A 13,412-nucleotide genomic window follows, 5' to 3' on the forward strand; every position below is an offset into this window, starting at 1 on the left:
AAAAGCAGTGGTCAGCCACAAGGGTGGGGAATAGGCTGTAGGCCATACCGTATAAGGGCTGTATGTATGTGTGAGTAGTGCCGGCCTCTTCGCGGGCTCGCCCGCTCCCACAGGTACAGCACAGGATTCGGGATTTGTGAGGTACCTGTGGGAGCGGGCATGCCCGCGAAAGGGCCGACAAAGCCAACAGAGATCGAGCAGATGACCGACACCCCCCTGGCACCCCTCTACCACTCCCTGGGCCAGCACCGTCCCGCCTCCCTCGAGGCCCTGCTGGCTGGTGTCTCGCTGTTGCTGCCGATCCTCGACGCCATCCCCAACGCTGCGATCTTCATCAAGGACCCGGCTGCCCGCTACGTGCTGGCCAACAACACCTTGGTCCAGCGCTGTGGCCTGAAGCGCCTGCAACCGTTGCTGGGCAAGACCAGCGCCGAAGTGTTTCCGGCGCAGCTCGGCCCCGGCTACACCGAACAGGACCGCCGTGTGCTCAAGGAGGGCCTGGTGCTGGAAGACCAGCTGGAGTTGCACCTGTACGGCAGCCGCGAGCCAGGCTGGTGCCTGACCCACAAGCGCCCGTTGTACAACCAGGCGGGCGAGATCATTGGCCTGGTCGGCATCTCGGTCGACCTGCAGTCAGCGGCCGACAGCCACCCTGCGTACCAGCGCCTGGCCGCGGTGGACGAACATATCCGCCAGCATTTTCACCAGCCCATAAGCATGCGCGAGCTGACCCGCATCGCGGGCATTTCGGTGGCCCAGCTGGAGCGCTATTGCAAACGGGTGTTCCACCTCACGCCACGGCAGATGATCCACAAGGCGCGCCTGGAGCACGCGCATCGCCTACTGCATTCAGACTTGCCGATCACTGAGGTTGCCATGTGCTGCGGCTACACCGACCACAGCGCCTTCAGCCGCCAGTTCAAGCAACTGACCGGCTTTACGCCGCGCCAATACCGCCAGGCGACCAGCGATCAGCCCGCCTGAAACAGTGCCTGCGCCTCGGCAAAGCACTGCTCGGCAATCGCCGAACGTGGCTCGCTGCGGCGCAGCAGCAGGCCGACCGGGCTGTGGATGGCGGCGTCGGCCACCGGCAGGATGCGCAAGTGCTCGCTGAGGTCTTCCAGGCCGCAGTCCAGTGGCATGATCGCGCAGCACATGCCGGTGTTGATGGCCTGGATCAGTTGGAAGCTCGAATCGCTTTCCAGCACCGCGTTGGGCTCCAGGCCACGGCTGCGAAAGCTCAGGTCCAGTGACTGGCGGTAGTGCATGCCTTTGCTCAGCAGCCCCAGGGGGATGTCGCCCAGCTCGGCCCAGCGCAAGGTGTCGCTGGCGAAGCGGAAGTGCCGGGTGTCGTGCAAAAGGCCCATGGTGGTGGTGCCCAGTTCGATCACTTCGAAGAAGCGGGTGTTGACCTGGTCCAGGTAACAGATACCCAGGTCGAGCTGGTTCCGGCTAAGGCCGTCGATGACCTGTTCCGAGCTCAGCGAACTGAGCTGGAAGTGCAGCTCCGGGTATTTTTCCCGCAGCGGCAGCAGCAGGTGCATGGGGTTGAAGCTGGCCAGCGGTACCGTGCCCAGGCGCAGGCTGCCGACCACCTGGCCGCGGCAGCTGGCCGCCTCGGCCTGCAGGCCGTCGTGCGCGGCGAGCAGGGTGCGGGCCCAGGCCAGAATGCGCTCGCCGGCTTCGGTAAAGCCTTCAAAGCGCTGGCCACGTTTGACCAGCACCAGGTCCAGTTCGTCCTCCAGGTTGCGCAGGCGCATGGAAAGCGTCGGCTGGGTGATATGGCACAGCGCCGCCGCCTGGCCGAAATGGCGGGTCTGGTCGAGGGCGATGAGGAACTTGAGCTGCTTGATGTCCATGGAAATGCCTGGCGTGCGGGGTGTGTTGACCTTAACCAACTCTGCGGTGGCTGGCCATTGTTTGATGGTGCCTGTGCGGGCCCTGTCGCTGGCAAGCCAGCTTCCGCTGGGATGGCGTCAGGGCTGACAGGTGTTTGTTACAAGAAATGCAGGGCCTGTGAGATCGAGCGCCGCCCGCGCGGCGCTTCGCGGGTAAACCCGCTCCTACGTTTGTTTCGGGCCAGTATTGCCTGTGCCGGACGCGCGCGACCGCCTTGTTTTTACGACGCGATATCGTGGCGGGCGCCAAGGCGTTCGCGCGAAAATCCCCCAGGCATAATTGGCCCGAAACAAACGTAGGAGCGGGTTTACCCGCGAAGCGCCGCGTGGGCGGCGCTCGATCTCACAGGCGCTGAAGATGCTGCGGCTACCTCCAGGCAGCGATAGAGCCTGTCGATGGAACGGTTCGCCATATCGATTGGACGCCCTCGGAGCATCCCCTTAGCGTGGCGAAAAGGCCATTCAAGGAGTTCCTGTTGTGCGCGTCCAACCCGATGCGGTCTTCGTACCGCTGAACATCGCCGTGCTGACTGTCAGCGATACCCGCACCTTCGACAACGACACCTCCGGCGAACTGCTGGCCAGCCGTTCGGTAGAGGTCGGCCACCGCCTGGTGGCACGGGCGCTGCTCAAGGACGACCTGTACAAGATCCGCGCCCAGGTGGCCACCTGGATTGCCGATGACCAGGTGCAGGCGGTGCTGATCACCGGCGGTACCGGTTTTACCGGCCGCGACAGCACGCCAGAGGCGGTCGGGTGCCTGCTGGACAAACGCATCGATGGCTTTGGCGAGCTGTTCCGCGCGTTGTCGATTCTGGATATCGGCAGCTCGACCGTGCAGAGCCGGGCGCTGGCCGGGCTGGCCAACCGCACGCTGGTGTGCTGCCTGCCGGGGTCTACCGGGGCTTGCCGTACAGCGTGGGAGGGGATCCTGGCCGAGCAGCTGGATGCCCGGCACCGGCCGTGCAACTTCGTCAAGCACCTGCTGCCTATCGAGGCCTGTGCAAGCCGGGGCTGATCGTTCGCCTGTACCGGCCCTATCGCCGGCAAGCCGGCTCCCACAGGTATTGCACAGGTTCTGAAATCTGTGTGGTCCCTGTGGGAGCTGGCTTGCCGGCGATAGGGCCCTTAGCTCAGCACATGCCCCGCCGGCAACAACGCCGGCGGCAACTGCTGTTCCCCCAACCCCGCCAGTACATCCCGCTCCACGGTCCGCACCAGGGCATCGGTCGGCAGGTCGTTTTCATCCCGCCCGAACGGGTCTTCCAGTTCGTTGCCAATCGCATCCAGGCCAAAGAACGTGTAGCCGACGAGGGTGGTGAACAGCGGCGCCAGCCAGCCCAGCGGCTCGGCCAGGGCAAACGGCAACAACAGGCAGAAGATGTAGATGGTGCGGTGCAACAACAGCGTGTAGGGAAACGGCAGTGGCGTGCCCTTGATGCGCTCGCAGGTGGCCTGCACCTCGGTCAGCCCCACCAGCCGCTGCTCCAGCAGGCTGTAACGCCAGTCAGTGATCTGTTGTCGCTCGGCCAGCCGCGAGCATTGGCTGCCTACCTCACGCAGGATACCGTCGCACACATTGTGCGGGCTGATCGCCTCGGGCCGGGGCAACCATGGGCGGGCGGCAGCCAGGTCGTCTTCGTTGCGCAACCGCGCATTCAGCGCATGGGCAAACCCGCACAGGCTGCGCAGCAGCTCTTGGCGTAGTGCTTCATCGCCGATCACCACGCTCTCACGCACGAACGAGCGGGTTTCGATGATGAGCTTGCCCCAGGCCTTGCGCCCTTCCCACCAACGGTCATAGCAGGCGTTGTTGCGAAAGCTCATGAAGATCGACAGCGACAGGCCCAGCAAGGTGAATGGGGTGGCGCTGACCGGGTAGAAAAACGCCGGGTAATGCCGCTCGACCAGCACGATCAATGCGGCCAGCAGGGTGACCGTCAGGCAGCGCAGGGCAATGCGCTTGATGATCGAACCCTTGAGGGTGAACAACACGCGCAACACATCGGGTGCGGGGTGGACGATCATGGCAATCCAGAGGCAGCTGCTCAGCCGCCGGTCATGTTCATGAAACGCAGGATCTGTACGTCACCACCGACTTCGAAGTGATGGCGGTAGGGCTTGAGGTGCAGCGAGTCGCGGATGGCCTTTTCCAGGCGGTCGGGGTCGCCCGGGTGGGCGCGCAGCACGTGCTTGAGGTCTACCGAATGCTCGTTGCCCAGGCACAGCAGCAGCCGGCCCTCGACGGTCAGGCGCACGCGGTTGCAGGTGGCGCAGAAGTTGTGGCTGTGCGGCGAAATGAAGCCGACCCGGGTGTTGGCCGCTTCGGCCAGGCGCCAGTAACGGGCCGGCCCCTGCGACGTTTCGGTAGACTCGACCAGGGTGAACTGTTCAGCCAGCAGCGCCCGTACTTCATCGCTGGAGCAGAACGACTCGCCACGTTCATGCTCGCTGATAACCCCCAGGGGCATTTCTTCGATGAAGGTGATGTCCAGCTCGCGGTCGATGGCAAAGCGCACCAGGTCGACCAGTTCATGGTCGTTGCGGCCCTTGAGCACCACGCAGTTGAGTTTGGTGCGCTTGAAGCCGGCCTGCCGGGCTGCGTCGATGCCGGCAATGACCTGGTGCAGGTCGCCGGTGCGGGTCAGTTGTTTGAAGCGGTCGGCGTCCAGGCTGTCGAGGCTGATGTTCAGGCGTGTAACGCCGGCGTCGAACAGCGGCTGGGCCAGGCGGCCAAGCTGCGAGCCGTTGCTGGTCAGGCACAGTTCGCGCAGGCCGGGCAGGGCGGCGATGCGCCCGCATAAGTCGACGATGCCCTGGCGCACCAGGGGTTCGCCACCGGTCAGGCGGATTTTGCGGGTGCCGAGGGCGACGAAACGCTCGGCCACCTGGAACAGTTCCTCCAGGCTGAGAATCTGCTGGCGCGGCAGGAACTGCATGTCTTCGGCCATGCAGTACACGCAACGGAAGTCGCAGCGGTCGGTGACCGACATCCGCAGGTAGTCGATTTTCCGGTTGAAGCCGTCGATCAGGGCCCGGCTGTTCTGTTCCACGTTCGCGCTCGCGTCTGGGAAGGGGGGGCATTTCTGTCCAAGCTATAACCTGGGCGCAGGGCCGTCAAATTGCTTTGTCCGACTGCATGATCGACGGTCTCTATCATGCGGCCTGGCAGCTCGTCGCCTGCCTGCCGTGATCGAAAGCGCTTATCACGCCGTAAGATCTTTCGATTGGACGCCCCGCCCCACGCTCCATAGGCTGAAACAAAGCACCGAAGCGTGAGGATTCACCGCATGAGCCAGGACGAACACACCAGGGACTACAAAGGCGCCGCCGCCGGCTGGGGGGCGCTGAAAAGCGTGACCAAGAGCTGGCTGGGCAGTGACAACGCCTTCAAGAACCTGCGGGCCATGCTCAAGACCAACCAGAACGGCGGCTTCGACTGCCCAGGCTGTGCCTGGGGCGAGTCGCCGGAAAGCGACATGGTCAAGTTCTGCGAAAACGGCGCCAAGGCGGTCAACTGGGAAGCCACCGGCCGCTCGGTGGACCCGGCCTTCTTTGCCAAGTACAGCGTCAGCGCGTTGAAGCAACAGACCGACTATTGGCTTGAATACCAAGGCCGCCTGACGCACCCGATGCGCTATGACGCAGCCACCGACCATTACGTGGAAACCACCTGGGCAGAAGCGTTCGAGCTGGTTGCCCGGCACCTGCGCGCACTGCAATCGCCGGACGAAGCCGAGTTCTACACCTCGGGCCGGGCCAGCAATGAAGCGGCGTTTCTCTACCAGCTGTTCGTGCGTGCCTATGGCACCAACAATTTCCCGGACTGCTCCAACATGTGCCACGAAGCCAGCGGCTCGGGCATGTCGGAAACCCTGGGGGTGGGCAAAGGCACCGTGGTGTTTCACGACCTGGAACTGGCCGATGCCATTTTCGTGATTGGCCAGAACCCCGGCACCAACCACCCGCGCATGCTCGAACCGCTGCGTGAAGCGGTCAAGCGCGGTGCCCAGGTGGTGTGCTTCAACCCGCTCAAAGAGCGTGGCCTGGAGCGCTTCCAGCACCCGCAGCACCCGTTCGAAATGCTCAGCAATGGCTCTGAGCCGACTTCCAGCGCGTACTTCCGCCCAGCCTTGGGGGGCGACATGGCGGCCATGCGCGGTATTGCCAAGTTCCTTTTGCAGTGGGAACGCGAGGCCCAGGCCAAGGGCGAACCGCCGGTGTTCGACCACGCCTTCATCGCCGAGCATACCAGCGGTATCGATGGCTACCTGGCGGCGGTCGACGCCACGGCGTGGGAACACATCGTTGAGCAGTCTGGCCTGACCCTGGCCGAGATCGAACTGGCCGCGCGTATGTACCGCAAGGCCGAGCGGGTCATCATGTGCTGGGCCATGGGCGTGACGCAGCACCGCCATTCGGTGGCAACCGTGCAGGAAATCGTCAACCTGCAGCTTCTGCGCGGCAACGTCGGCAAGCCCGGCGCTGGCCTGTCGCCGGTGCGCGGCCACAGCAACGTGCAGGGCGACCGCACCATGGGCATCGACGAGAAGCCCCGGGCAGCACTGCTCGACGCCCTGGAAAAACGCTTCCGCTTCCGTGTGCCGCGTGCCCACGGGCACAATGCGGTGCTGGCGATAAAGGCCATGGAGGAGGGGCGGGCCAAGGTGTTCGTCGCCCTGGGCGGCAACTTTGCCCAAGCCACCCCGGATACGCCGCGTACCCATGCCGCGCTGCAAAAGTGTGCGCTGACTGTGCAGATTTCCACCAAGCTCAACCGCTCGCACCTGGTCACCGGCCGCGACGCGCTGATCCTGCCATGCCTGGGCCGCACCGAAATCGACCTGCAGGCCGCAGGGCCGCAGGGCGTGACCGTGGAAGACACCTTCAGCATGGTGCACCTCTCCCATGGCCAGTTGCGCCCGCGCTCGCCGCACATGCGTTCGGAGCCATGGATCATCGCCGGCATGGCCAAGGCCACGCTGGGCAACCAGCCGATCGACTGGGCCTATGCGGTGGCCGACTACAACCGCATCCGCGACATGATTGCCGACGTCATCCCCGGCTTCGCGCGTTTCAATGAACGCCTGAACAGCCCTGGCGGGTTCCACCTGGGTAACCACGCTGCCGAGCGCAACTTCCGCACGGCCACCGGCAAGGCGCGCTTCATGCCCCACACGCTGCCCGAGGCATTGGTCAACGCCAAGGTGCTGGCCCGCGGGGACAAGCCCGACCTGATCTTGCAGACCCTGCGTTCGCACGACCAGTACAACACCACCCTGTATGGCCTGGACGACCGCTACCGTGGGGTGTTCGGCCTGCGCGAAGTGGTGTTCGTCAACGAGGCCGATATCCGCCGCCTGGGCTTCGAACCGGGTGAGCACGTGGACCTGGTGTCGCTGTGGGAGGATGGTGTGGAGCGGCGGGTGTCGGGGTTCCGCCTGGTGGCGTATGACGTGCCGCAAGGGCAGGCGGCGGCTTACTACCCCGAGACCAACCCGCTGGTGCCGCTGGAGAGTTATGGCGAGGGGACGTACACCCCGACCTCGAAGTTTGTGGCGATCAAGCTGGAGAAGGCCAAAGCCGGGAACCGGATTGCGGCGGTGCTGGCTTCGGATTGACGGGCGCCTGCAAGGGCCCTGCGGCGGGCCCCGGAAGGCGCAGCATCTTCAGCGCCTGCGAGATCGAGCGCCGCCCGCGCGGCGCTTCGCGGGTAAACCCGCTCCTACGCTTGTTTCGGGCCAATTATTCCCGTGGGATTTGCGCGCGAACGCCTTGGCGCCCACCTCAATATCGCGCCGTACAAACAAGGCGGTCGCGCGCGCCTGGCACAGGATGGACTGGCCCGAAACAAACGTAGGAGCGGGTTTACCCGCGAAGCGCCGCGCGGGCGGCGCTCAATCTCACAGGCGCTGCATATCTTCTGGCAACCACCTGTCAGCCCTGATGCAATCCCTGTGCGCCTTGCCGGCAATATGCCCCACAGCCATCAGCCACGGTTCACCGGTAAAGCCGTGGTGTACTTCATCTGTTCCATGGCAAAACTGGAGGTAATGTTCGACAACCCCTCGGTGCTGGTAATCAGCTTTTTGTAAAACCGGTCATACGCCGCAATATCCCCCACCACCACCCGCAGCATGTAGTCCCAGTCGCCAGACATGCGGTAGCACTCCATCACCTCCTCGAACCCGGTCACGGTCGCGGCAAACTGCGCCAGCCAGGCGCTGTCGTGGCGCTGAGTCTTGAGCTGGACGAACACCGTCAGCCCCAGCCCTAGCCGTTCAGGGGCCAGCAGGGCGACACGGCCGAGTATGTAGCCTTCTTCTTCCAGGCGCTTGACCCGCTTCCAGCACGGGGTGGTGGACAGGTTGACGGCTTCGGCCAAGTCCTTGAGCGACATCGAGGCATCGCGCTGAAGCAGGGTAAGAATGTGCTGGTCGAAGCTGTCCATATCGCGCGCTGGCCGTGCCGGAAAATATTTCACAGGTTACCCCAAGGCCAGGCGATTTGGCTTGTGCCATAGTGGCAGCTTTCATTCTGCCAATGGGCCTGACCATGTCCGACAAGCCGCGCAATTTCGCCACCCGTGCCATTCACGCTGGCGAGCAGTTCAGTGTTGCCGACAATGCCATTTTCCCGGCCATCGTCACCGCCAGCTCGTTCACCAAACGCAGCCTCGACGACAAGCCGGAGTACTCCTACAGCCGCGTGGGCAACCCCACCCGGCATGCTTACGAAACCTGCGTAGCGGCGCTGGAAGAAGGCGTGGGTGCCGTGGCCTGCGCCTCGGGGGTTAATGCCACCGCCACGGTACTGGAGCTGCTGCCCAAGGATGCCCACGTGGTCGTGATGAACGGCGTGTACGGGGGCACTTTCCGCATCCTGGAAGACTACCGCAGCCGTACTTCAGGCCTGACCACCACCTATGTCGACCTCAACGACCTGGGCGCGGTGGCCGCGGCGATCAAGCCCGAAACCCAGTTGATCTGGATCGAGTCGCCGACCAACCCGTTGTTGCACCTGGTCGACATCAAGGCGGTGTGCGACCTGGCGCGGGCCAAGGGCATCCTCACCTGCATCGACAACACCTTCTGCTCGCCGTGGAACCAGCGCCCGATCAACTTGGGGGTGGACCTGGTGATGCACTCGGCCAGCAAATACATTGGCGGCCACTCTGACCTGACTGGCGGTGTGGTGGTCGCGGCCAATGACGCGCTGCTGGCGCGCCTGCGCCGCATCAGCATGGCCATCGGCGCGGTGCAAGGGCCGTTCGACTGTTACCTGGCCCTGCGCGGCCTCAAGACCCTGGATGTGCGCATGGAGCGCCAGTGCGCCAATGCCCTGCAGGTGGCGCGCTTTCTGGAAACCCACGCGCAGGTCGAGCAGGTGTATTACCCCGGGCTGGAAAGCCACCCGCAGCATGAACTGTGCAAGCGCCAGATGCGCAGTGGCGGCGCGGTGGTGGCGATGAAGGTCAAGGGCGACCGCGCCGCGCTCAACCGCCTGGTCGAGGCGCTGCAGATCTTTGTATTGGCCGACTCGCTGGGCGGGGTGGAGAGCATGATCAACCACTCGTGGAGCATGTCGCACTGCTCGCTGAGCCCGGAGCAGAAGGGTGTGATGGGCATCAGCGAGAACCTGCTGCGGCTGTCGGTGGGGATCGAGGATTACCGCGACCTGATCGAAGACCTGGATGGGGCGTTGAAAGCGCTGGTTGCTGTGTAAGGGTTTGCGGCCCTATCGCCGGCAAGCCAGCTCCCACAGGTGCATCACAGGTTCGCAGTACTGTGGGGCCCCTGTGGGAGCTGGCTTGCCGGCGATAGGGCCGGTCAATTCAAAGAAAATGGTCAGTCAGGATTTGGGCGGATGAATGATCCGTTCGATCTTGTCCTTGATCAGCAACCGCTCCTTGCGCAGGCGGTTGACGGCGTCGTCGTTGGTGCCGTTGCCTTCGGCGGCCACCACCTCCTTGTCTTTGGCGTTGTATTCCTTGTGCAGTGCATGCAGCGCCTGGTCGTTGTCCATCAGTGCCTGGAACTTCTCAGCGGTAATGTGCAGGTCAGCGAGCAGATCATGCGGAACTGGCATTTCTTCACCTCTGTCGGGTTTGTCGATTAGGTCCTGACCACTGAGGATAGCCGTCTTTGCGCAAGCCGTTCACGGGCTGCAGGCTGAACGGCAGCTGAAGAAAACGGTATTAACGGGCAAAAGCCTCTCCATCACTAAATTGTTACCGACTTTTTCACAAAAAATTGATGGTGCGCTTTCTAGAGTTCGCCCAACTTTCCCACGGTGCCGTCGGGCCGCGGGGTTGATAACCACTCTTGATTGCGAACACTGATGCTCAATTTCAAATCCCTGCGGACTGAATGGGTCACGCTGCTGGCCAGCCTGTACCTGCTGATCGGCTTCAACATGCTCCTTTGGGAGCATCTGCAAGCGGTCGTGCCCCCCGGCATGTCGGGGTTGTGGTTGATTCTGGCGTTCGCCGTGCTGATGCTGTTCGCGTTCAACCTGGTACTCACTTTATTTGCCTTCCGTTATGTGTTGAAGCCGTTACTTGTGGTCTTGTTCATCAGTGGCGCCGGCGTGGCTTACTTCATGAACCAGTACGGCGTACTTATCGATGCGGGCATGTTCCGCAACATGGCCGAAACCAATGTGGCGGAAGTGCGCGACCTGATGTCATTCAAGTTTGCCGCTTACATCCTGCTGCTGGGTGTGTTGCCTTCGGTGCTGGTGTGCAAGGCGCAGATCGCCTACCGCCGCTGGCATCACGAACTGCTGGGCAAGCTGCTGGTGAGCGGTGCTTGCGTGGTGGCGCTGGGCTCGGTGGCGCTGGTCAACTACCAAGGGCTTTCGTCGCTGTTTCGCAACCACCACGAACTGCGCCTGATGCTGACCCCAAGCAATATCGTGGGCGCCTCCATTGGTTATGTCGGCGAACGCGTTGGTACCGCAGCGCGGCCGTTCCAGCATTACGGCGAAGATGCCAAGCGTGATGTGGCCTGGCAGAAGCATGAGCGCAAATCGCTGACCGTGCTGGTGGTCGGGGAAAGTGCCCGGGCAGACCACTTCGGTGTCTTGGGCTATGGCCGCGATACCACGCCGAACCTGGCCAAGGAACAGGGCCTGCTGGCGTTCTCCGACGTGCATTCGTGCGGCACGGAAACGGCGGTTTCGGTACCGTGCATGTTCTCTGGCATGCAGCGCAAGGACTACGACGCCAGTGTTGCCAAGAACCGCGAAGGGTTGCTGGACATCCTCCAGCGTGCCGGCCTTGCTGTGCAGTGGCGGGACAACCAGTCGGGTTGCAAGGGCACTTGCGATCGCGTGCAGTTCATCGATGTCAGCAACCTCAAAGACCCGCAACTGTGCGCCGGCGGTGAATGCCATGACCAGATCCTGTTGCAAGGCCTGGATGCGCTGATCGACAACCTCGACAAGGACACCGTGCTGGTGCTGCACCAGATGGGCAGCCATGGCCCCGAGTACTTCAAGCGCTACCCCGAGGGCGGCGAGCGTTTCAGCCCGGTGTGCCAGAGCAATGCCCTGAACCAGTGCAGCGAACAGCAAATCATCAACGGCTACGACAACACCCTGGCCTATACCGACAAGGTGCTGGCCTCGTTGATCGACACCCTGCGCAGCAAGCAGGACAAGGTGGACACGGCGATGATCTACCTGTCCGACCATGGCGAGTCGCTGGGTGAGTACAACCTGTTCCTGCACGGCACACCGTACGCCATCGCCCCCGAGCAGCAGAAGCACGTTCCGCTGCTGACCTGGTTCTCCGACAGCTACAAGGAGGACTTCGGCCTCGATACCGATTGCCTGGCCAAGCTCAGCGACGCCCCGCTGTCGCAAGACAACCTGTTCCACTCGATGCTTGGCCTGCTGCAGGTGCACACCGAGGTCTACCAACGGTCGCTGGACATGTTCGCCAGTTGCCGCCCGTGGCTGACGGCCAAGCGCTGATGCCTGCACCCTGCGTGCAAACGCACCATTGATCGATATCAAGGATGGCCCGGGTTTCACCAGCAGTGCCCGCGCCGTATATACTGCGCGCCAATGTTAGTGGGAGAGCCTTGTGGCCATCGAAATTCACTGGATATGTGACGACCAGAGCCTGGCTGAACACTGCCGCGACTGGCAGCAACTGCCGTTTGTCGCCGTCGATACCGAGTTCATGCGGGTCGATACCTTTTACCCGAAGGCCGGGCTGATCCAGATTGGCGACGGCCAACGGGCCTTTCTGATCGACCCGCTGCTGATCGGCAACTGGCAACCCCTGGCCGACCTGCTGGAAAACAGCGGTGTGGTCAAGGTGCTGCATGCCTGCAGCGAAGACCTCGAAGTGCTGTTGCGCCTGACCGGCAAGTTGCCACAACCGTTGTTCGACACCCAGCTGGCCGCCGGTTACCTGAACCTTGGCTTTTCCATGGGCTACTCGCGCCTGGTGCAGGAAGTGCTGGGCATCGACCTGCCCAAGGGCGAAACCCGCTCCGACTGGCTGCAGCGCCCATTGTCGGACACCCAGGTCAGCTACGCGGCCGAAGATGCCGTGCACCTGGCCGAGCTGTTCAATGTGCTGCGCCCGCGCCTGAGCGACGACAAGTATGCCTGGGTGCTGGAGGATGGCGCCGAGCTGGTCGCCGCCTTGCGTCGCGAAGTCGAGCCAGCCACCTTGTACCGTGACGTCAAGCTGGCCTGGAAGCTGGCGCCCCAGCAGTTGGCCGTGCTGCGTGAGCTGTGCGCCTGGCGCGAGCGTACTGCCCGCAGCCGCGATGTGCCCCGCAACCGCGTGCTCAAGGAGCACTCGCTGTGGCCCATTGCCAAGAACCAGCCGAGCAACCTGTCGGCACTGGCCAAGGTTGAAGAGATGCACCCGCGCACCATTCGTCAGGACGGTGAGTTTCTCATCCAACTGATCAAGCGCGCCGCCAGCCTGCCTGCCGAGCAGTGGCCAGCGCCCTTGCCCGAGCCGCTGCCGATCGAAGCCAGCGGCATCCTCAAGCAGCTGCGCGCCATCGGCCAGGCCGAAGGCGAGCGCCTGGGCATTGCCCCTGAGCTGATGCTGCGTAAAAAAGCCCTGGAGGCACTGCTCAAGAGCGGTTACCCCAATGGCCCTTATCAATTGCCCGATTCGCTGCGCGGCTGGCGCCGTGAGCGCATGGGCCAGGCCCTGCTGGACAGCCTTGCAGGCGCCGGAGAGACCCGATGAAACGCATTTGCTCCATCTACAAGAGCCCCCGCAAGAACGAAATGTACCTGTACGTGCTCAAGGCTGACGGCCTTGAGCGCGTGCCAGAAGGCCTGCTGCCGTTCTTCGGCACCCCCGTGCATGCCTTCGACCTGGTGCTCAGCCCGGAACGCAAGCTGGCCCGCGAAGACATCACCAAGGTCTTGGAGAACCTCGACAACCAGGGCTACCACCTGCAGATGCCACCGCCGGATGACGAGTACATCGAGCACCTGCCCGAAGAGCTGCTGCGCCGCAACGACCCGGCCTGA

12 protein-coding genes are annotated in these 13,412 nt (G+C 63.3%); 7 read left to right on the top strand and 5 right to left on the bottom strand.

Going from position 1 to position 13,412, the window contains the following annotated elements; all coding sequences use genetic code 11:
- Positions 1-201: 201 nt before the first annotated feature.
- Entirely contained in the window at positions 202-984 is a 783-nt protein-coding gene (locus tag GEV39_RS06635) for an AraC family transcriptional regulator (RefSeq protein ID WP_173887935.1), read from the top strand.
- Here GEV39_RS06635 and GEV39_RS06640 read toward each other — a convergent pair.
- Positions 972-1,859, bottom strand: a complete 888-nt coding sequence (locus GEV39_RS06640) for a LysR family transcriptional regulator (protein ID WP_173887936.1) — start codon at positions 1,857-1,859, stop codon at positions 972-974. The two genes, GEV39_RS06635 and GEV39_RS06640, sit on opposite strands and share 13 nt — an antisense overlap.
- Positions 1,860-2,376: 517 nt before the next feature.
- On the opposite strand from GEV39_RS06640, the gene moaB reads away from it, so the two are divergent.
- On the top strand, positions 2,377-2,916 hold the full coding sequence (gene moaB / locus GEV39_RS06645; RefSeq protein WP_173887937.1) for a molybdenum cofactor biosynthesis protein B: 540 nt from the start codon (positions 2,377-2,379) through the stop codon (positions 2,914-2,916).
- A gap of 110 nt (positions 2,917-3,026) precedes the next feature.
- On the opposite strand, the gene GEV39_RS06650 is transcribed toward moaB, so the two are convergent.
- Positions 3,027-3,926 (bottom strand): bestrophin family protein, encoded by a 900-nt coding sequence (locus tag GEV39_RS06650; RefSeq protein ID WP_173887938.1) that lies wholly within the window; start codon positions 3,924-3,926, stop codon positions 3,027-3,029.
- A gap of 20 nt (positions 3,927-3,946) precedes the next feature.
- Entirely contained in the window at positions 3,947-4,951 is a 1,005-nt protein-coding gene (gene moaA, locus GEV39_RS06655) for a GTP 3',8-cyclase MoaA (RefSeq protein ID WP_009686815.1), read from the bottom strand.
- A gap of 237 nt (positions 4,952-5,188) precedes the next feature.
- On the opposite strand from moaA, the gene GEV39_RS06660 reads away from it, so the two are divergent.
- The gene (locus tag GEV39_RS06660) at positions 5,189-7,519 is read left to right on the top strand and encodes an FdhF/YdeP family oxidoreductase (RefSeq protein WP_173887939.1); all 2,331 of its coding nucleotides are present in this window, start codon (positions 5,189-5,191) and stop codon (positions 7,517-7,519) included.
- A 368-nt stretch (positions 7,520-7,887) separates the two neighbouring features.
- On the opposite strand, the gene GEV39_RS06665 is transcribed toward GEV39_RS06660, so the two are convergent.
- Complete coding sequence (locus GEV39_RS06665; protein WP_173891660.1) at positions 7,888-8,349, bottom strand: Lrp/AsnC family transcriptional regulator; 462 nt, start codon at positions 8,347-8,349, stop codon at positions 7,888-7,890.
- A gap of 92 nt (positions 8,350-8,441) precedes the next feature.
- On the opposite strand from GEV39_RS06665, the gene GEV39_RS06670 reads away from it, so the two are divergent.
- Positions 8,442-9,623, top strand: a complete 1,182-nt coding sequence (locus GEV39_RS06670) for a trans-sulfuration enzyme family protein (protein WP_173891661.1) — start codon at positions 8,442-8,444, stop codon at positions 9,621-9,623.
- A 126-nt stretch (positions 9,624-9,749) separates the two neighbouring features.
- Here GEV39_RS06670 and GEV39_RS06675 read toward each other — a convergent pair whose 3' ends face one another.
- On the bottom strand, positions 9,750-9,986 hold the full coding sequence (locus GEV39_RS06675) for an HP1242/YdcH family protein (RefSeq protein ID WP_029886178.1): 237 nt from the start codon (positions 9,984-9,986) through the stop codon (positions 9,750-9,752).
- A gap of 252 nt (positions 9,987-10,238) precedes the next feature.
- Here GEV39_RS06675 and GEV39_RS06680 point away from each other — a divergent pair, with 252 nt between their 5' ends.
- The 3 genes from GEV39_RS06680 to GEV39_RS06690 all read left to right on the top strand — a co-directional run bounded on the left by GEV39_RS06680 (position 10,239) and on the right by GEV39_RS06690 (position 13,412).
- Complete coding sequence (locus tag GEV39_RS06680; RefSeq protein WP_173887940.1) at positions 10,239-11,876, top strand: phosphoethanolamine transferase; 1,638 nt, start codon at positions 10,239-10,241, stop codon at positions 11,874-11,876.
- 112 nt (positions 11,877-11,988) lie between these two features.
- Positions 11,989-13,122 carry a ribonuclease D gene (rnd, locus tag GEV39_RS06685; protein WP_173887941.1) on the top strand — a complete coding sequence of 378 codons (1,134 nt, stop codon included), beginning with the start codon at positions 11,989-11,991 and terminating at the stop codon, positions 13,120-13,122.
- Positions 13,119-13,412 carry a YcgL domain-containing protein gene (locus tag GEV39_RS06690; RefSeq protein WP_009686808.1) on the top strand — a complete coding sequence of 98 codons (294 nt, stop codon included), beginning with the start codon at positions 13,119-13,121 and terminating at the stop codon, positions 13,410-13,412. The genes rnd and GEV39_RS06690 overlap by 4 nt, the downstream gene beginning before the upstream one ends.

Origin of the sequence: Pseudomonas sp. NY5710, from assembly GCF_013305665.1 — a bacterium.
GTDB classification, from domain to species: domain Bacteria; phylum Pseudomonadota; class Gammaproteobacteria; order Pseudomonadales; family Pseudomonadaceae; genus Aquipseudomonas; species Aquipseudomonas juntendi.